Source organism: Pseudomonas sp. GW822-FHT02G04 (genome assembly GCF_058802085.1).
In genome coordinates this window covers 155,659-174,156 of the sequence record NZ_JBXANU010000002.1, presented here as the reverse complement: position 1 = coordinate 174,156, position 18,498 = coordinate 155,659, and the positions used below count along the sequence as shown (strand labels likewise).

The following is an 18,498-nucleotide window of genomic DNA, read 5'->3' as shown; positions in this document are numbered from 1 at the left end:
TCATCCTTGAGTTACTGGAAGAAGAACCCCTCACGTTGGAGTTGGCGTCGGAAGTTGCCGATACTGATGGCCCTTGCTCTGGCCATTGCTCGTAACGGCATTCGCGCGGCTGTTTGTAAAACCGGCTTCCTGACATTGCTGTTTGCGACAGCGTCAATTCAACACCTTATGTAAAAGAGAACAGCGGATGTTCAGCCCAGCCAATCAGACGCACTTCAGTTTGACAATCGACGGTTTTGAGCACGATTTTCAAGTGCTCGCGTTCACCGGAGAGGAGGCGATCAGCAGGCCTTACCTCTTCAACGTGGAGCTTGTTAGCGAGCGGTCTGACCTGGATCTCGAAAGCCTCTTCGACGCAGAGGCTTTTCTGACCTTCGACACGAAGGGCAACGGCATCCATGGACGGGTCTATCACATCGCTCAAAGCGGTAATGGTCAGCGTTTGACGCGCTACAGCCTGGCCCTCGTACCGCACCTGTCCTACTTGCGCCACCGCATCAACCAGAGGATCTATCAACAGTTCTCGGTGCCGAAAATCGTCGCCTTGATACTGGAAGAGCACGGGATTGTGGGCGACGCTTATCGGTTTCATCTCGGGTCGACCTACCCCGAGCGTGACTACTGTATCCAGTACGATGAAACGGATTTGCACTTTATTCAGCGCTTGTGCGAAGAAGAAGGTATTCACTTTCACTTCCAACACAGCGCTCAAGGCCACGTGCTGGTCTTTGGCGATGACCAGGCGGTTTTTCCCAGGATTGGGCAACCCACTGCTTATAGACAAGAGAGCGCCAGGGTGGCCAACGAGCCACTGATCAAGCGCTTCAATCTGCGTCTGGGGAGAAACGGGCAACAGCCAGACATGGAAAACGATGACAAGCTGAAGCGTTTCACAAATCATGAGCACGCAAAGCAGATAAGTCTGCGTGCTATGGAGCGCCGCCACGCGGCTTATCGTCAAGCTGAAGGGCAAAGTGACCAGACCCGGTTAGTCAGTGGCCATGTTCTGGAAATCTCAGACCACCCGCGCCAGGAGTGGAACGCCCTATGGCTACTGACTCAGGTCATCCACGAAGGCAAGCAACCACAGGTATTGAGTGAGAACGTCGCCAGTGGCAACACTGACAACGAGGATGACTTTCATCAGGGTTACCGCAACCGCTTTATGGTTCTTCCGTGGGACGTGTTCTATCGTCCACCTTTGGCTCACAAGAAACCTCAGGTACCAAGCAACCAGACCGCTGTGGTCATCGCTCTGGAAGACGAGGAGATCCAGAGTGATCGGCACCTCGCAAGGGTCAAGGTCAAGTTCCCCTGGGACCGCGAAGGTAGATTTGACGACAAGAGTAGTTGTTGGCTAAAGGGGGCCCCCGATTGGAACTGTGAAACTACGCCCCCCAGAACGGGTATGGAAGTCATGGTCACATTTCTCGAAAGCGACCCCGATCAACCGCTGATCAGCGGTTGCCTGTGTTGTCGCTGACCGCAAACCCTATCAGGGCAACAACAGCCAGGTTGAAATTTGCCCATGCAATGACTCAGTTAAGGACTCAAGCCAGCAGGTCGGTGATCCACCGGGCCTGCAGGGCGACGTCCTGCACCTTCTCCTCGGGCACTGCTTGCCGCGCCTTGGCGAAGTTGTTCAGGGTCCGCTGCTTCTCGCGCAACAGGCGCTGCCACTTGATCAGGAATGCCGGGCTGCGTGCCTGCATCTGCAGCGGGCCGAAGTACAGCTCCTCGGCGGTGTACGTCACCGGCCCGGCGCGCTCGGCGACGATGATTTCGTAGTCGAAGCGGTTTTCCCGCAGCACTTCCTCGCAGAGGATGCGGTAACCATTTTCCATCAGCCATTGGCGCAGCGGCTGTTCGCCGCCGTTGGGCTGCAGTATCAGGCGCTCCTGGCCGCTCAGACGTGCCTTGCCGCTGTCGAGGATGTCGCGGATCGTCTCGCCGCCCATGCCGCAGATGCTGATCGCCGTGATCCCGTCCCCCGGCTCGATTGCCGCCAGGCCATTGGCCAGGCGCACGGTGATCCACTGGTCCAGGTCGTTCTCGCGCACGGTGCGTTCGGCCGAGCGAAACGGCGTCAATGCCACCTCGCCGGCCACCGCCGCGGCGATGGCGCCACGGCGCATCAATGCCACAGGCAGGTAGCCGTGATCCGAGCCGATATCGGCCAGGCGCGCACCTGCTGGCACATGCGCTGCCACGCGCTCCAGGCGCATGGACAATGTCTGTTGGTTCAACTGCTGCCCCTTTTCACCACGAACGTCCGGCACCTTTGGCCGGATCGGGGCGAGATTCTGTCGAGCAACGCCGTGCATTTCAAATTTATGCGACCAGAGCCATGGCTCGCCCCGTCATTAGTGAGTTCGACTGATGTCATGACTGGATCAATCTCTATCATTTTGACAAGCGCCCCCTATGCGCCCATTTCGGGTCGCCCCCAAGAAGTAACCTTCGACATTGCCTATGGAAAGCGCTTCAAGCAGCACCTGCTCCAGGATGGCAAAAAAACATTTGATGTGGGCCTGTTTCAGTGCCTGAGGCCGGGTCACCAGATAGACCTCCATATCTGGAAGTTGGAGATCCGGGAACAACTCGATCAGGTCCTTCGCCAGAATACGGGGCAATACCGCCACCCCCATACCCCGCCTCACCGACTCGAGCTGAGCCGCGAATGAGTTTACGCTGATCTGCGCGCGTTCCAGCCCCGCGGCCTTTGCCGCACGCATTTGCGGCAACATGTCCAGCGGAGGAAGCAAGGCAATATTGACCGCAGTGGCCGGAGTCACCCCTGGAAACCGCTTCAGATAGCCTGCATCGGTGAAGACACCGTAGGCGAGCCTGCCTATGGGTCGATAAATCAGCGATGGCTCGCCCAGATGAGCTGTGCGTATAGCAATGTCTGCCAAGCCGCGGACGATCTTGTGGAAGTCGGCTGTTACCAGCAACTCCACCGAGCAACGCGGGTGAAGAGAAGTGAAGCGACTCGCCGCCTCCAGCACGCAAGACGAGAATCCCTCCCCTGCACTGACCAGGACACTGCCAAATAGCTCGGTGTGTAGCCCCGACATGCCAGCAACGGTTTGACGCCTCAAGCCCGCTTCCGCAGCCAAGGCAACCTCCACGAGAGATTGTCCCCGCGAAGTCAACCAGCATCCTTCAACGCCTCGCTCGACGAGTGGCTCGCCCAGGGCGCCCTCAAGTTGGGTCAATCGGCGGGACACCGTAGACGCCGCGATACCCAGTAACTGACCAGCCTGAAGAAAGCTGCCACGCCGCGAGACTGCCAACAGCAGACGAAGATCGTCCCAATTTGCTTGCAACGCCATGCTTCATATCCTCCCTGACCTGCATATGTGCAAAGCCATTATGCAGTAGTCGCTGTTTTTCGACAGAGGCCTCAAAGGTATATCTACAGGCCCTCAAAACAAATGGAATGGAACGGACTGTATGACAACTGGCCCCAACGACTTTGCGGAACGCGCCGCCAGTGCCTTCAATCGCCGTGATGTGGAGGCGATGCTTACGCTGGTTTGCGAAGACTTCATCTACTTCGACGGGATGGGGATGCAAACCGGTCGCGAATCCATGCGCAAACGAGAAACCGCATTACTCGAAGCCTTCCCCGATGCCCAACTGACCTTCAGCCCATTTGTCGTCGGTGACGATCGTTTAGCACTGACCGCCTTCCTGACCGGCACCTTCACCGCACCTTTAGTGATGCCGGACCGGGTGATTCCACCCCATGGACGCCACATTGCCGTGTACTACGCCGCACACTTCACCTTCAAAGACGGGTTGGCCATCCGTGAAGAGGCCTTCTTCGACAGTGCGGTATTGATGTCATTTTTTAGCCGGTAAGGCTGAGGGTTGAGCGATGCACAACGTATTCGTTACTGGCGCAACCGGCTTGCTGGGCAACAACCTGGTGCGTGAATTGATCGCTCATGGCTGCGTGATCAAAACCTTGGTCCGTTCAAGAGCCAAAGGTGAACAGCAGCTCAGCCATTTGCCGGGTGTGGAACTGGTGGTTGGTGACATGGCCGATGTCGACGCGTTCGCAGAGTCGTTACGAGGCTGCGATACGGTGTTCCACACCGCAGCGTTCTTTCGCGACAATTACAAGGGCGGTAGCCACTGGGAGGAACTCGAAAAAATTAACGTGTCTGGTACGCAGCGCCTGCTTGACCAGGCCTACCGCGCCGGTATACGCCGGTTCATCCATACGTCTTCCATTGCCGTGCTCGACGGCGCTCCCGGCACGTCAATTGACGAAACTTGCCTACGGGCCGACGCTGACGCAGATGACTATTACCGCAGCAAGATCCTCGCCGACCGTGTCGTCTTGTCATTCCTGGAACGCCATCCCGAGATGCATGCCTGCATGGTCCTGCCTGGCTGGATGTGGGGCCCTGCCGACATTGGCCCGACCTCCTCGGGACAGTTGGTCAACGACGTCGTACGCGGCAAATTGCCCGGACTGATCCCCGGTAGCTTCTCCATTGTCGATGCCCGCGATGTGGCATTAGCGCAGATTGCCGCAGCCAGACATGGGCGGCGAGGTGAGCGCTATCTCGCGGCGGGCCGGAATATGACAATGCGTGAACTGGTGCCTATTCTTGGGCGTATAGCAGGCGTCAAGACACCCGTTCGACAACTACCGCTGCCCTTGCTATACACCCTGGCGGCCGTACAAGAGATCTATGCGCGTATTACCGGCAAACCCATTCTGCTGAGCATGGCCACGTTGCGCCTGTTGGTACGAGAGAAGGACCGCACTTGTTTCAACCACAGCAAGAGTGAACGAGAGCTTGACCTGAGTTTCCGGGCGCTGGAGCTGACAATCACCGACACCGTGGCGTGGTACCGTGATCACGGCTGGTTTGAAACACATCAGTACAAGGACGTAAACATACTGTGAGCAAGAAAATAATCCTGATGCGTCACGGCCAGCCAAAGCTGGACGCAACCGACAAAATGTCAGCGCTCGAGATGAAAGACTGGATCGAACACTACAACCAGTCCGAAATTACCAGCCAACCCGTTCCGGATGCCAGCATGCAACTCGCCGCAACCGCCACGGTGATTGTCTCAAGCAACGCGCCTCGTGCGCTGACCTCCGTCCGGGCTCTTGGCCTGAAGCCGGCCCTTGTCGACGCGCTTTTCTGTGAAGCGCAACTGCCTTATGGTCACTGGAAATTGCCAAGGTTATCGCCGTTTACCTGGGCATTTATCCTTCGAATCCTATGGCTGTGCGGATACGCACGCAGAGTTGAATCCGTCGGCACGGCGAGAAAACGCGCCAGCGCGGCAGCTCAACGACTTCAGTCCCTTGCCAGCGAAGGACCGGTTCTGCTGCTCGGTCATGGTTTTATGAATCGAATGATCGCCAAACAACTGGTGGCGGATGGATGGATCCGCCAAACACGTAACGGCAGCCGGTATTGGAGTGCGACGGTGTATCAATATGATGGTGTTTAACGCGGGTCATGATCTGAACAAAGCCTGCCGGCGTGGTAATCCAGGTGTCGAAGCGCACGACCATTCGGGCCACATGCGCAATCACTTGAGGGGTTGCCGTGCGGTTGGCAGCGATCAGGTACCCTTCAGTGAGTCCCTTCCCGCACCAACCGTCTGACCTCAGCCTGTATGGCATAAGCCGGCGCCTCCACAGCATTGAAATCTTGTGTATACCGCTGGGCAAATCCTTCTACCCCCCATTCCTGAAACTGCTGCACATGCTTTAGTTCGTGAGCCCAGAGCGCGATGTCCTGTTCTGCGGTTTGAGCGTCCCTGAAGAGGATGATGTCGATCAGTGTCACGGCACCGACATCGGGGTTTTGCAGCATGGAAGTGGCGGCGCTGAATTGGCCGTTGTTGCTAACTTTGTAGTGCGCGGCATCAAGGACGCTGGGGTCGTACCAGCGCAGCAGTTGTGCCCGGATGTGCAGTGGAATGGGTTGGATGTCGGCGCTGGCTGCTTCAGCGCGGGCTTGGGTCAGCCACAGCGCCAGGGCAGGTGCCGCGACCTGGTAGATGCCATCAGGCATCTGCCCCAGATCTGGCAGGCAGATGCAGCCGTCCAGGCATACTTGTTTCTCACCAGGTGGGCAGACGTTGGCCTGGGCTGGCACTACAAGCGTCAGGCAAACAACAAACAGCGCCACCAGGAATGTGATGATGGGCGGCATTGGGCCCTCCTGGGAAGGAAGCAGCACGAACAGTGAGATCACAATTGATCGACGACCCGCATAACTTTAGCGTATCCCTAGCGGGTCTCTTCTCGCTGGCGGCTTGGGGTCGATTGCTGCCCGTAAATGGCCATGAACGCTGAAGTACCTCAAGTAATTGGTTAGGTCGCCGACACGGTTGCTGAATGCCCTCATGCGAAGGACCGTAAGATGTTTTACCCACGCGAAGCAGAAAAAGATCATCTATACAACCGAGCAATCCTGCTAACCATTGCTTGCTGTGTGCTGCTATCACTGGCCGCCATGGCACGGCAGCAAGGATCCATCTATGCGACCATCCAATTGAGCGCGGTTGAGGTCACAGGCACAGTGACGCAGCTGGAAAATATCCCTAGAAACAGCATGGCCAAAATAATTCACTACCAATATGTCGATCACGACCGCCAAGTTCACGAAGACGAATACCTGGACCAGCGTTATGGCGAACGCTCCCAATATGAAGTGGGTCAGGATATTTCGCTGCTTTATTCACGCTGGTTCCCGCGAGTAAGTAGTATCACAACCGAACTACATACCTACCGCCCCGGCTTTTTCATCATGACTGGCGGTGTGTTGCTGGCATTGTTGTTTCTTGGCATCTCGTTCAGAACAATCAGCCGCATTTTTGCCATGAAGCAGGAAGATCGCTTCTATTGAGATACGGTTATTGCTCATGTATTGCATTGGTCGCCCCTGCCAACGGTTTGGCAACCAACAGCAAACGGCCAGAAGCGGACCTCAACGATCAATACAAGCACTAGCCGCCGCGCAGGTCACGCCTCCTTGCCAACCAGGTACCGCGCAGATATTGTCTACTTCATGAATCAGCCACGCATTGCCTCGACCACCACGACCACGACCGCCCAAGGCGGGTCGTGAGAGGTGTCGTGAGCCAATAACGCACGAACTTCAAAGGCCCGCCAGCGATGGACAGGGCCTTTTCTTTTGCCCTTGTGTCGCTGGTCCAAACGCAAGGAAAGCACTATGTACGCACTGTTGATTCTCGATATGCAGGTTGGATTGTTTCATGGTCCGGATAAACCATGGGCTGGCGAAGCGCTGCTGAACACGTTGAATAACCTGTTGAGCAAGGCCCGCACGGCTGGCGCGCCAATTTTCCTTGCTCGCCACGTCGGTCCACCTGGCTCGCCTATCGAACCTGCAAGCCCGTTGACGCAACTGGTGCCGGAACTGCTGCTACAAGGCGACGAAGTAATCTTCGAAAAAAAACGACCCAACGCTTTCGCCATGACTGACCTGGCCGATCGGCTGAAGGCTTGTGGATCTCAAGGTGTGGTTATTGCCGGAATGAAGACCCAGTATTGTGTCGACAGCACCTGCCGCGCCGCACGCGATCTTGAATTCGATGCAGTGCTGATCGCCGATGGTCATACCTGCACCGATACCCCTGTGTTGAAGGCCGAAAATATCATCGCTCATCACAATGCGACCCTGGCGGGCCCATTCTGTCGCGTCGTTCGCGCTGAGGACTGGCATTTTTAACCGTTTACATTGCCTTGGAAGAGATCGCATTGGCCAACCCAAAACGTACATTGAGCAAACGCGGCTAGGCGCGTTCACGCCGCGATAGTCGACTCTATTGCCGACCGTACTTCCAGGAGCCTTTTCCCAGTGTCTGACATGCCGAGCAACTTCGCTTACACAAAACGCTTCAACGCCGTACTCGCCTACATTGATGCCAATCTCGAAGGTGACCTGTCGGTGAAGACGTTGAGCCATGTGGCGAATTTTTCGGTGTTTCACTTCCATCGACAATTCACCGCGTTCGCCGGAGTGCCTGTCTCACGTTATGTGCAACTGATGCGGCTAAGACGCGCGGCACATCGCCTGGTCGCCCTCGCTGATTACTCGGTACTCGACGCCGCACTCGGTGCCGGCTTTGAAAGCCCCGAGGCATTTTGCAGGGCGTTCAGGCGAGCATTCGGTATGACGCCGAGTGCGTTCAGGAAGGAACCGAACTGGCAGGTCTGGAATACGGTATTCGCAATCCCTCACTTTTCCAGGACTATCATCATGCAAGTACGAATCGTGGAATCCCCTGAAATCAGGGTAGCAGCGCTTGAGCACTGCGGACCCGCCGGGCTCGTCAATGAGAGCGTGCGCAAGTTCATCGAGTGGCGTATGCAGAGCGGACAGTCGCCGGTGGCATCGAGCCGCACCTTTGGCATTCCCTATGGCAACCCCGACACGACACCTCCACAAGCATTCCGCTTTGCAATCTGCGGCGAGATTCACGAGGCTGTGGCGCCGAATGAGTTCGGTGTACACGAGATCATCATTCCTGGCGGTCGCTGTGTCGTGGTGCGACACGCGGGGTCACCGGATCACATCGGCGAAACGATCTATCCGATTTACCGCGATTGGCTTCCTGCCAGTGGAGAGGAACTTCGTGACCACCCGCTGTTCTTCAATTACCTGAGCGTCTATCCCGAGACGCCGCAGGATCAATGGCAAACTGATGTGTATGTTCCGCTGCAATAGCGGCAACCGGGCTGAGATGTGGCACCGACTGGAGCACACACTCAAACACGAAACTCGACTGTTTAACCAAGAGGTATTGGAGCTTCTCAGTTCGGTATTCGCCGGGCTAGACAGGCCCCATTCAAGAAGTGTTGCAATCCTCACAGCGAGTCCTGATAGCAAGTTCTGCTCGCATTGACAAAAAACAGGACAAATGAGGCGAGGATTGACAGGCGAATGCAATCAGGTGCGCAACTGGAATGCAGTTTCGCACCTGAAAGCTATTGGAGGTTGATTGACACTCCAAAGAGACCTGATGAAATGCAGGATTAATGCAACAACGAGCGGCGCCTCGCATAGGCGAAGTAGATCACCAGGCCAATTGCCAACCACGCCCCAAATGCCAGCCAGGTTGCCTGCTTGAGGAAGGTCATCAAGGTTACGCAGAACGCGATGGCGAGCAACGGAACAACGGGCACGCCCGGGCATCTGAATGCGCGAGGGAGATCGGGTCGGGTCTTGCGCAATACGATCACTGCCACCGAGATCAGACTGAATGCGGCCAACGTACCGATGTTGATCAGCTCGGCGAGGACGTTCAGCGGAATCAGTGCCGAGATCAGCCCGAAGACTATTCCGACCATCCAGGTGGCGAAAAATGGGGTGCCGAATCGTGGATGAACCCTGGAAAGGCGCTGGGGAAGCAGCCCGTCGCGCGACATCGCGTAGATGATCCTGGTTTGACCGTAAGCCATAACCAGAATGACAGTCGTCATGCCAACGATCGCGCCTAAATCAACGAACCCGGCAACCCAGCTTTCACCGGCATGTTGCAACGCCAATGAGACCGGATGATCAACGCCAAGGAATTGGGCATAGGGCACGATGCCGGTCATGATCATTGAAACGGCAACGTACAGCGCCGCACAAACGGCCAAGGACCCGATAATACCGATGGGGAGGTCTCGCGCCGGTTTTTTCACTTCTTCGGCGGCAGAGGAAACCGCATCGAAACCAATAAAAGCAAAAAAAACCAAGGCAGAAGCACTCAAAATGCCATTGACGCCGAAGGGAGCGAAAGGTTGCCAGTTAGCGGGCTGAACATGTCGCACACCAACGGCGATGAAGAGCAGCACCACGGCGATTTTGATGGTCACCATCACGTTGTTTACGCGCGCGGATTCCTTGATGCCCATAGAAAGCATCCAGGTAATTGCCAGCATAATCACCAGCGCGGGTAGGTTGAGCCAGGTTTCCACACCGGGCAAAGAGCCTGGAGCCGCCGTAAGCACAACCGGAAGATTCAGCCCAAATCCGCTCAGCAGGGACTGGAAGTAACCCGACCACCCAACAGACACAGCCGAGCTGGCCAGTCCGTATTCGAGCATCAGATCCCAGCCGATCATCCAGGCCACCAACTCTCCCAGCGTCGCGTAGCTGTAGGTGTAAATCGAGCCTGCTACCGGTACAGATGAGGCGAACTCGGCATAACAGAGCGCTGCAAATGCACAGGCCAACGCCGCTATCAGGAATGAAACCGTGAGGGCCGGTCCCGCAGTCAATGCGCCGGTTCCGGTCAATACAAAGATGCCAGTCCCCACGATTGCACCGATACCAATCAGGACCAAATCCATCGGCCCCAGCACTTTTTTCAACCCGGCAGGAGCTCGGGCAGCAGCAATCATTGCGTCCAGGTCTTTTGTTCTGAAAATGCTCAATATTGCCTCCGTTGTTACTTATTTTTATTGTCAGAGCCAGTGGCTTGGGTGTCGGAAACGACAAGAAATTGTATTTCAGTGCCTCGAAAATTAGCTTTCGAAACGGGTCTGTATTTGATTTTTTTCAGTCGTTAATTATCCAAAACGTGTTCTTTGTGTAATTTTCTTTCTAATATTTGTCGTTTCGAGAAATGGATGCTTGATCAAGGACCTGCGGGATGGGGCCAATCGCCCTACCGCGTACTCATTGTTAAAGGGAGAGAACACATGGCGGAAATGGATAAGGTTGATCGTTCAATTCTGGAAATTCTGCAAATGAATGGTCGCCTGACGAACGCCGAGATCGCCGTTCGTGTTTGCCTGTCAGCGCCAGCCTGCTGGAAGCGCCTGAAGCGCCTGGAAGAGGAGGTGATTGTCGGGTATCACGCGCACTTGAACCCAAAGACCGTGGGGCTGGGACTTTTTGCTTTCATCAGCGTCACCCTCGACAGTCACTCCGAGGACGCCATGGAGCATTTCGAAGCGGGCGTTCTGGCGTTGCCCAACATTATTGCCTGTCACAAAGTGTCGGGGAAATACGACTACCTCTTGCAAGTAGTCGTCAAAGACATGGAGGCATTCCATGAACTCGCCATGCATCGCATACGTACGCTCGGCAGTATCAAGGAAATGTACACCGGGTTTTCGGTCAAGGAGATCAAGCACTGCAATACCTTGCCACTGTAAGTGCCGGGACTTGCCCCTTATTCAGGACGAGACAAGCCAAATCCCTGGCCTCCCAACTCTATAGCTGCTGCGCATTGGAAGCGCTAACATCCCGCCCCCCGCATGGATGCTGTATGACGGCGTGTAGAGCGCGCACGCTTGGAGTGTCCGTATTACCAAGCCAGTGGATACAAGGAAGAAGCACCATGGCGTTAACCAGCAAGATTTCCCCTTATGACAGTCGATGGCCCGCGCTCTTCCTTAGCGCCAAAGAGCAGATCGCGAAGGCGTTCGGCACTGAGCTTGTTGCCATCCATCATGTCGGAAGCACCGCCGTTGCCGAGCTAGCTGCCAAGCCAGAGATCGACCTCCTGGTCGAGGTTGCGCAGCATCGAAACGAATCCTCCCGAGACAATGTCATGCTTGGGTTAGGGTACGCACGGGGAAGCGATCTGTCGGCAGGACACCATTTTTATCGTCGCGATGTTGATGGTGTGCGAACACACAAAGCCCACGTTTGTATCGCCGGCCACGGTCAAATCGAAAGAATGCTCCGCTTTCGTGATTTGCTAAGGAGCGACCCTTTAATTCGCCAGCGGTATCAAGACTTGAAGCTTGAACTGGAAGCAAACAACACCGGCGGCATAGGTGAATACCTGGCACGGAAGGCACCCTTTATCGACGAGGTTATGGGGTTGGTCTCGACATCCGCTCGCAGTGATCACATAGAGCCTGGACCAATCGGCTAGTCAACATGGTAATGCCGAGCGTCCTCCCTCATCCCTCCTCGGCAAATGCATCCTTGATAAATGCCTCCAGCTCTTTCTCTTCAAGCAGCTCAATGGAAAAGTGCCCGAAGCGTTTCGGTAACCAGAGTATGCGTGTCCCACTTGGCGACTGGAGATTATCGCGAGATAGCGGCTTGCCGTTTTCATTTTCCGGCTGGACGCCTGCATCGATCAACTCATCGTAGGCTGCCTCGATGTCCGGTGTGGAATAACAGTGCCGGTAGATGGTGCCTTCGCCGTTGGCGTCCATCAGAGCCTTGAGATTTCCGGTAAACGGTTGCACCAGCATAATCCGCTCCGTACCGAACATGACGATCGCATAGCGCACATGCAAACCGTCGCGCTGCCAATCAAGTGTCTTTGAAATTTTGGCGCTGAAGACACGGGCGTAATACCTGCACGCTTCCTCAAGGTCTTTGACGAGAACATCGACGTGGCTGAACTTTAATTTCAATGGCCTCACCTTTTTCAGATTTGCGATTTTGATACCGAGATCGCTCCGCTATGTATCACAGTGTGTCTGACCAGCCTCTTGATACATGGTTTTTCACCTGGCCTGCAATTCGACACAGCCCAGATACGTCGCCGCATTCAAATGCAAGCAAGGTTTCGAGGGGCTCAGCCAGAACCCCTGGCCAACGACTTGCAACGGAGACATCACATGAAGATGGCACTGCAGAACAAAAAGAACAGAACCGGCAAAACCCGCCACCGTCTGGTCGGCTCGTCGATCCTCGCGTTTACCCTGTTCGGCGTTCTCGGTGCGGCCCACGCACAAACGACCGCAGCCGCGCAGCCAACCGCAGTCAATGCTGGTGCCACTCATGCAACACCCTCTCCGTTCGGCCCGCTCAAGCATGTCAACGCCGGACTGCTGGACGTGGCATACGCCGAAACAGGCCCGGCTAATGGGCCGGTGGTGATTCTTCTGCACGGCTGGCCGTACGACATTCACAGCTATGACGAGGTCGCCCCCTTGATTGCCGCAAAGGGCTATCGAGTGCTGATGCCGTATGCGCGTGGCTATGGCGATACGCATTTTCTGTCCGATAAGACCGTTCGCAATGGCCAACCGGCTGCGCTGGCCAGTGACGTCATCGACTTCATGGATGCGCTGAAGATCAAACAAGCCGTACTCGGCGGTTATGACTGGGGCGCGCGCTCGGCCGAGATCGTCTCGGCGCTGTGGCCAGAACGGGTCAAGGCGCTGGTCTCGGTCAGCGGGTATCTGATCGGCAATCAGGCGGCCGGCAAGAACCCGCTGCCACCCAAGGCTGAATTGCAATGGTGGTATCAGTTTTACTTCGCCACCGATCGCGGACGCGCCGGGTACGAGAAAAACACCCACGACTTCGCCAAGTTGATATGGCAACTGGCTTCGCCGAAATGGGCGTTCGATGACGCCACTTTCGACCGCAGCGCCAAGGCACTGGACAACCCCGACCATGTCGACATCACCGTGTTCAATTACCGCTGGCGCCTGGGCCTGGTCCAGGGCGAGACCCGATACGAGGCGCTCGAGCAGAAACTGGCCACGGCGCCTTCCATCAACGTGCCGACCATCACCCTTGAAGGCGATGCCAACGGCGCACCGCACCCGGCCCCTGAGGATTACGCCAAGCGCTTCACCGGTAAATACGAGTTCCGGCTGATCAGCGGCGGCATCGGCCACAACCTGCCGCAGGAAGATCCGCAGGCGTTCGCCAAGGCTGTGATTGATGCGGATCACCTTTGAGGTGATCTGAAATCCATGCACTTGCCCCGATGAACACCTTCACAGCAACGGCTCGTTTATTTAACGAGCCGTTTTAACCAAGGCAGGCGCAACACCGTCTAATCTGAATAGAACACGACCACAAACACGCCTCCAGCCTCTTGATACAGGGGAAACGGGATGATCGGCAAAACAGCACGTCAATGCTTGTCATGGATCCTCCCTTCCCTGCTCGCCATCAACCTGGCCCTGACTGCGGGATGTGCGGGCAAAACTTCCACGGCCCGCTATTCGGCCTCAAGCACAGACTCAAGCGCAGGCTCAAGCTGCTATGCAAAAGCGCTACCCACTGCCGGCGAAGGCGGCCTGGCCTGGGGCTCCACCCTGGACATGGCTCGCCAAAAGTCCATGGATAATTGCATACGCTATGCCGGCCAATCCGGTGGTACGCCGACGACCTGTCATGTGGTGATGGCGGAGTGCAAAAACTGATAGGAGCGGCAATTAGTACCGATACGTTGCCTGCACTGAAATTCCATTCGCACTGTTTTCGTAATGGGCACTGTATTCCGGTTGAAGACCGGAGTCGTTCGAGTGCGTTACGGAGGCTTTTGAATCCCAGAGATAACCATAGGCAAAGTCGATCGTCAGATCGGGATTCGGCAAATAAGCGCCGCCCAGGGTCACGGCCTGGCGATTGCCGACCGGAACACGCACGCTACGATCGGCATTTCCAACAGGCGCCGGGTCATAGGCATAGCCTGCGCGTATCAACCACTGCGGGTTCAATTGATAGGAGGCGCCAACCGCGGTGGACCATGTGTCGTGCCAGTTCATTTGTTCGGCCACATTCCCCAGGCCGGCAGCCTGGCCCATGGCGGAAACACCGCTGTTGATTGCCTCGACCTTCTGGATCCGACTCCAGCGTGTCCAGGTGGCCCCCAGGTAGCCGGTCCAGCGACTATTGAAATGATGGGTGATGGACGTGTCCACTTTTTCGGGCATCGTCAGATCTATCTGAGTGCCATAGTTTCCGTCCAGCGGGATAACGCTCGGGGAGCCGGAAACCTCAGTATGCCCTTTGAGGTGATAGCTCACCTTCGAATGATAGGTAATCCCCCAACGGGTGGCCTCACTAAAGTCAACCAAGAGGCCGACGTTGTAGCCAACTGCCGTGTCATCGCCTTTGATGGTGACCAGTGTGTCCTGGCCGTTGTTCAGGGCGCCGGTTGCCATGTAGTTCTGAAGCTTTGCATCGAAATGGTTCAGGGTCGGTCCGCCACCAATGGACACGTAATCATTGATCCGATAGGCCAGTGTGGGCTGCAGGGTTATCTCCTTGGTGGTGCTATAGGAACCATGGTAACGACCCTGAAAAGTGCTCTCGTAGTCATTGATCAAACCACTCGGCGCATAGAGGCCCAGCCCCATCGAAAAACGCTCATCAAGCGGTGTCGACATATAGACGAAGGGCACAACCCCCAACGGTACCGAGTCGCCCTTATTCGTTCCTGCGGCACTGCTCTGCGCATCACTGATGTCGTCGCTCACCGAGACGACTGCAGCCCCGCCGGAAATCTCACTGCGCCGCAACTTGGTCAGGCCGGCAGGATTTCCATAGATCGTGCTGGCATCCAGCGCCGATGAAGACCTCCCCGCATAAGCAGTTCCCGCACTGCTTGCACTTTGTTCGTTGAGGCCAATGCCATTGGCGCCGGCAATGGTCGAGGCGCTGAGCAGTGCCATGGCACTGGTGAACTTGATCCAGACAGCACACTTTCGCTGAACAGAAAGACACGGGATCACACGGCTATTCAGTTTCATTTACCACCTCTTATTTATTGTTTTTGTTGATTGCACGCAGGCAAGGCTTCGCCTTCCCGTGCACTTTTCAGTGCCGGCCGGAGTTGATCGACGTTGTGTAAAAGGCCCTGGCGGAACAGCGCCAGGGCATGACTGCTGGATTTACAGATGCGAGTCAGGGACTCAATCAAGCCACTCGATCTGGAAGCTATAGCGCCCTAAAAGCGGCGCCAGGATTTGCTGGTCAGTGCCGGCCCGAATGCAGGCGACATGCCCACGACGATTGTCCTGCACGACCTCAACGGCAATATCCGCAAGCCCCAGGCGCCCCGCTTCCTGCTGGACGACTCTGGCAATCTCCCGCTGCTGCAAAGCGGGCTTGAATATCTTGCCCACGGCGGTCAGTGGCAATGCTTCGAGGATTTCAATGCGCTTGGGAACGGCGGCCCGCTCACTGATGTGGAGATGGGCGAACACCTCCAGCTCTTCGGCATTGCAAACTTGCCCGGGGCGCAATTGAACGTAGGCCACCGGCACCTCGCCCGAGTAGACGTCGGGGCTGCCGATGGCAGCGGCCAGGGCGACGGCGGGATGCGCCTGCAGAATCTCCTCGATTTGCTTGGGATCGATGTTGTGGCCGCCGCGGATGATCAACTCCTTCTTGCGCCCGGTCAGCCAGAAGTAACCCTGCGCATCCTCGCGACCCAGATCACCCGTATTCAGCCAGCGCTGACCGTCGATATCGATCCAGAGGCTCCGGTTATGACTCTCCTCCAGATAGCCATCGAAGAGGTTCGGACCACTGATCGCGATGAGCCCGATCTCATCCACGTTGGCATCGCGCAGGTACTCGCCCGCATCGCTGAGCAAGACCGCACGCATATTCTGGTAGGCGATCCGTATCCCGATGGAGCCGCTACGACGCTCGCCATTGGGCGGATTGATTGAGGAAACGCAGGCACCCTCAGTAAGGCCGTAGCCCTCAAGGATCTTTAGCCCGGTCCGGCGCTCGAACTCTCGCAAAAGCTCAGCCGGCATGGGGGCCGCGCCACACATTGCATAGCGAAGACTGGACAGGTCGCGGCCCTGCCATTCATTTTGCAGAAGTGCGGCATAGACCGTTGGCACGCCGGAAAAGAAGTTGATACCGAAGTGCTCGACCATCTCCCAGAATCGCGGGATCACCCCCTCGCCACGATACCCTTGAGGCGTCCCGAGGATCACATGGTCGCCTTGGGTCCAAGGCATTAGTCCCGTCACCATTTGTCCATTGACATGAAACAGCGGCAGGCCACAAAAGATAACCTGGCCACTCGTGCGTGGCTGCATGTGAGCGGCCATCGCCCATGCATTGAATACTTCCGAGCCATGGGTTCGCGCGGCAATCTTGGGGAGCCCGGTGGTGCCGCCCGTACAAATGTAGGAGGAGCACTCATCCTGGCGGATTTGCCGGCCGCTCTTCAGGTGTGTGTGCGGCTGAGTATTCATCAGCGATTGCCAATCGTGGATCGCGATACCGTTGTGTAAGTCTCGCTCCTTGAGTGCCATGGCCTGCAGGATCCCGCGCACCGGTTCGGCGACATAGGGTTCCATGCTGACCCAAACGACAGACCTGACCGCGGGTAACTGATCCAGCTGCGAAGCCAGTTTGGGCCACAGATCGCTACCCGGAGTCGGTGCGAGCGTCACCACCACGGAGGCCTTCGCGGCATTCAGCAAGCCAGCCATCTGCTTGGCTTCGAGCAAAGGATTGATCGCCATGACAATGCCAGCCGCCTCCCCGCCCCATATCGTGAAATGGGTTTCCGGCAGGTTAGGCAGGATGAAGGCAAGCACCTCGCCCGGTTTGATGCCCAGGTCATGGAAGGCATTCGCCGCGCGGGTGATATCCGCGAAGAGCCGGGAGTAGTTCCACTCGCTGGTGCGCCTGAAATCGGCGGCATTGGCGAAGAAACTTAGCGCCGGCGCCTGAGGGGTGCGCTCGGCCGCCTGTTGCAGCGCTTCATAAGTGCTGGAAGCCAGGCCACGCTCCGACAAGGGGACTCGTTCAAGACTTTCGATGTCATTCAGGGTCTGCACCGTCATCAGGCTTCCTCCACGACGCGGTTGCGTTGCACGCCGAGGTCGATCACACCATCGGCGCTGCGAATGCGCGCCTCGACCACGTCACCTGGCTTGAGATACTGCGACCGGCCTTCCTGCGCCTTGAGGAATAGCTTCCACTTGGTAGCTTCTGGCATCAGGGCCGCAATGCGCTGTTTGGCAGGCGAAGGAACTGTCAGTGCACAGCCGGCAGGCGTACCGGTGGCGATCAGGTCTCCAACGGCGAGATCTTGCACGGCGGAGAGTTCGGTAAGGGTTTCAGCGGGGCCGTAAACCAGGTTGGCCGTGCTGTCGTTCTGTCGCACCTGGCCGTTGACGGTCAGGCGCAGTTGCAGTGCCTTGAGGTAATGCATGCTCTTGGCATCCAGAAGGCAGAGGTACGGGCCGACCGGGCCAAATGTGCGGAAGCTCTTGCCCTTGTAGAACTGCATCTGGGGAATCTGGATGTCGCGAGCCGAGTAGTCATTGACGATGACGACGCCTGCGATGAACTCATGCAGATTGGCGTCGGTGACCGCCACAGCACCAGTGATCGCACGTTTCATCACCAGCCCCAGTTCGATCTCGTAATCAAGGAAGCGCACGGTGCGCGGCTTGATCAGGTCGCTGTCCGCCGCCACCAGGCAACTGGTCGCCTTGGTGAAGATCATGTTGAATTTCTTCGCATCCGGGTCCATGCCCGACTCGATCATGTGCTGACGGTAATTGGCGCCCTGGCAGACGAACTGCTGGTTACGGGTCACCGGCGACAGCAGTTTCACTTCGACTTCATCCAGCTCCGTACCCTTCAGTTGAGCGAGATCGTCGATGCTGTTCTGGCGGATGAAATCACCGGTGCTTTCAAAAACACCGGGGACAACCGTGATACGGCCTTGGCGTAGCACGCCCCAGTGGATACCGTTCTGAAATTCAAAGCGGACAACGTGTACAGCAGACATTGAGGGTACTCC

At 56.6% G+C, this 18,498-nt stretch carries 19 protein-coding genes and 1 pseudogene; 11 read left to right on the top strand and 9 right to left on the bottom strand.

All coding sequences use genetic code 11. The annotated features are described in order from the left end of the window. The first annotated feature begins 187 nt into the window (after positions 1-187). Positions 188-1,483, top strand: coding sequence for a type VI secretion system tip protein TssI/VgrG (gene tssI / locus AC1RO5_RS03220; RefSeq protein ID WP_493172673.1), 1,296 nt, complete (start codon positions 188-190; stop codon positions 1,481-1,483). Positions 1,484-1,550: 67 nt separating this feature from the next. Here tssI and AC1RO5_RS03215 read toward each other — a convergent pair whose 3' ends face one another. Then, on the bottom strand, positions 1,551-2,246 hold the full coding sequence (locus AC1RO5_RS03215) for a tRNA (adenine(22)-N(1))-methyltransferase (protein ID WP_493172671.1): 696 nt from the start codon (positions 2,244-2,246) through the stop codon (positions 1,551-1,553). 147 nt (positions 2,247-2,393) lie between these two features. Further along, positions 2,394-3,335, bottom strand: coding sequence for a LysR family transcriptional regulator (locus AC1RO5_RS03210; protein WP_493172669.1), 942 nt, complete (start codon positions 3,333-3,335; stop codon positions 2,394-2,396). A gap of 121 nt (positions 3,336-3,456) precedes the next feature. On the opposite strand from AC1RO5_RS03210, the gene AC1RO5_RS03205 reads away from it, so the two are divergent. Genes AC1RO5_RS03205 through AC1RO5_RS03195 form a run of 3 tightly spaced genes read left to right on the top strand, consistent with a single transcriptional unit; the run spans position 3,457 to position 5,487 of the window. Beyond that, positions 3,457-3,867, top strand: a complete 411-nt coding sequence (locus tag AC1RO5_RS03205) for an ester cyclase (RefSeq protein ID WP_493172667.1) — start codon at positions 3,457-3,459, stop codon at positions 3,865-3,867. Positions 3,868-3,883: 16 nt separating this feature from the next. Beyond that, positions 3,884-4,927, top strand: a complete 1,044-nt coding sequence (locus tag AC1RO5_RS03200; RefSeq protein WP_493172665.1) for an SDR family oxidoreductase — start codon at positions 3,884-3,886, stop codon at positions 4,925-4,927. 17 nt (positions 4,928-4,944) lie between these two features. Next, a complete protein-coding gene (locus AC1RO5_RS03195; protein WP_493173208.1) occupies positions 4,945-5,487 on the top strand; it encodes a histidine phosphatase family protein in 543 nt (180 codons plus the stop codon). A gap of 4 nt (positions 5,488-5,491) precedes the next feature. Here AC1RO5_RS03195 and AC1RO5_RS03190 read toward each other — a convergent pair. Both AC1RO5_RS03190 and AC1RO5_RS03185 read right to left on the bottom strand, forming a co-directional pair. Then, positions 5,492-5,608: pseudogene (locus tag AC1RO5_RS03190) on the bottom strand (DUF2269 family protein); the annotation flags it as partial. A 4-nt stretch (positions 5,609-5,612) separates the two neighbouring features. Continuing rightward, positions 5,613-6,197 carry an eCIS core domain-containing protein gene (locus tag AC1RO5_RS03185; protein ID WP_493172663.1) on the bottom strand — a complete coding sequence of 195 codons (585 nt, stop codon included), beginning with the start codon at positions 6,195-6,197 and terminating at the stop codon, positions 5,613-5,615. A gap of 210 nt (positions 6,198-6,407) precedes the next feature. On the opposite strand from AC1RO5_RS03185, the gene AC1RO5_RS03180 reads away from it, so the two are divergent. The 3 genes from AC1RO5_RS03180 (at position 6,408) to AC1RO5_RS03170 (ending at position 8,738) form a co-directional block, all read left to right on the top strand. Further along, a complete protein-coding gene (locus tag AC1RO5_RS03180) occupies positions 6,408-6,893 on the top strand; it encodes a hypothetical protein (protein ID WP_493172661.1) in 486 nt (161 codons plus the stop codon). Between the two features lie 327 nt (positions 6,894-7,220). Further along, a complete protein-coding gene (locus AC1RO5_RS03175) occupies positions 7,221-7,739 on the top strand; it encodes an isochorismatase family protein (RefSeq protein WP_493172659.1) in 519 nt (172 codons plus the stop codon). Between the two features lie 129 nt (positions 7,740-7,868). Beyond that, complete coding sequence (locus AC1RO5_RS03170) at positions 7,869-8,738, top strand: AraC family transcriptional regulator (RefSeq protein WP_493172657.1); 870 nt, start codon at positions 7,869-7,871, stop codon at positions 8,736-8,738. Between the two features lie 308 nt (positions 8,739-9,046). On the opposite strand, the gene bcaP is transcribed toward AC1RO5_RS03170, so the two are convergent. Next, positions 9,047-10,435 carry a branched-chain amino acid transporter BcaP gene (gene bcaP, locus AC1RO5_RS03165; protein WP_493172655.1) on the bottom strand — a complete coding sequence of 463 codons (1,389 nt, stop codon included), beginning with the start codon at positions 10,433-10,435 and terminating at the stop codon, positions 9,047-9,049. Positions 10,436-10,702: 267 nt separating this feature from the next. On the opposite strand from bcaP, the gene AC1RO5_RS03160 reads away from it, so the two are divergent. Beyond that, entirely contained in the window at positions 10,703-11,161 is a 459-nt protein-coding gene (locus AC1RO5_RS03160) for an Lrp/AsnC family transcriptional regulator (RefSeq protein WP_493172653.1), read from the top strand. A 185-nt stretch (positions 11,162-11,346) separates the two neighbouring features. After that, positions 11,347-11,889, top strand: coding sequence for a GrpB family protein (locus tag AC1RO5_RS03155; RefSeq protein WP_493172651.1), 543 nt, complete (start codon positions 11,347-11,349; stop codon positions 11,887-11,889). A 28-nt stretch (positions 11,890-11,917) separates the two neighbouring features. Here the strand turns inward: AC1RO5_RS03155 and AC1RO5_RS03150 are convergent, their stop codons facing one another. Next, positions 11,918-12,382 (bottom strand): VOC family protein, encoded by a 465-nt coding sequence (locus AC1RO5_RS03150; protein ID WP_493172649.1) that lies wholly within the window; start codon positions 12,380-12,382, stop codon positions 11,918-11,920. Positions 12,383-12,589: 207 nt separating this feature from the next. On the opposite strand from AC1RO5_RS03150, the gene AC1RO5_RS03145 reads away from it, so the two are divergent. Together AC1RO5_RS03145 and AC1RO5_RS03140 are read left to right on the top strand one after the other, a co-directional pair. Then, positions 12,590-13,663, top strand: coding sequence for an alpha/beta fold hydrolase (locus tag AC1RO5_RS03145; protein WP_493172647.1), 1,074 nt, complete (start codon positions 12,590-12,592; stop codon positions 13,661-13,663). A gap of 159 nt (positions 13,664-13,822) precedes the next feature. Further along, a complete protein-coding gene (locus AC1RO5_RS03140) occupies positions 13,823-14,134 on the top strand; it encodes a hypothetical protein (RefSeq protein WP_493172645.1) in 312 nt (103 codons plus the stop codon). 12 nt (positions 14,135-14,146) lie between these two features. Here AC1RO5_RS03140 and AC1RO5_RS03135 read toward each other — a convergent pair whose 3' ends face one another. From AC1RO5_RS03135 to AC1RO5_RS03125, 3 genes are all read right to left on the bottom strand, one after another. Further along, on the bottom strand, positions 14,147-15,466 hold the full coding sequence (locus tag AC1RO5_RS03135; RefSeq protein WP_493172643.1) for an outer membrane protein transport protein: 1,320 nt from the start codon (positions 15,464-15,466) through the stop codon (positions 14,147-14,149). Between the two features lie 162 nt (positions 15,467-15,628). Continuing rightward, complete coding sequence (locus AC1RO5_RS03130; RefSeq protein WP_493172641.1) at positions 15,629-17,530, bottom strand: acyl-CoA synthetase; 1,902 nt, start codon at positions 17,528-17,530, stop codon at positions 15,629-15,631. After that, on the bottom strand, positions 17,530-18,486 hold the full coding sequence (locus AC1RO5_RS03125) for a fumarylacetoacetate hydrolase family protein (RefSeq protein ID WP_493172639.1): 957 nt from the start codon (positions 18,484-18,486) through the stop codon (positions 17,530-17,532). Before AC1RO5_RS03125 ends, AC1RO5_RS03130 begins: the two co-directional genes overlap by 1 nt. Positions 18,487-18,498: the final 12 nt, after the last annotated feature.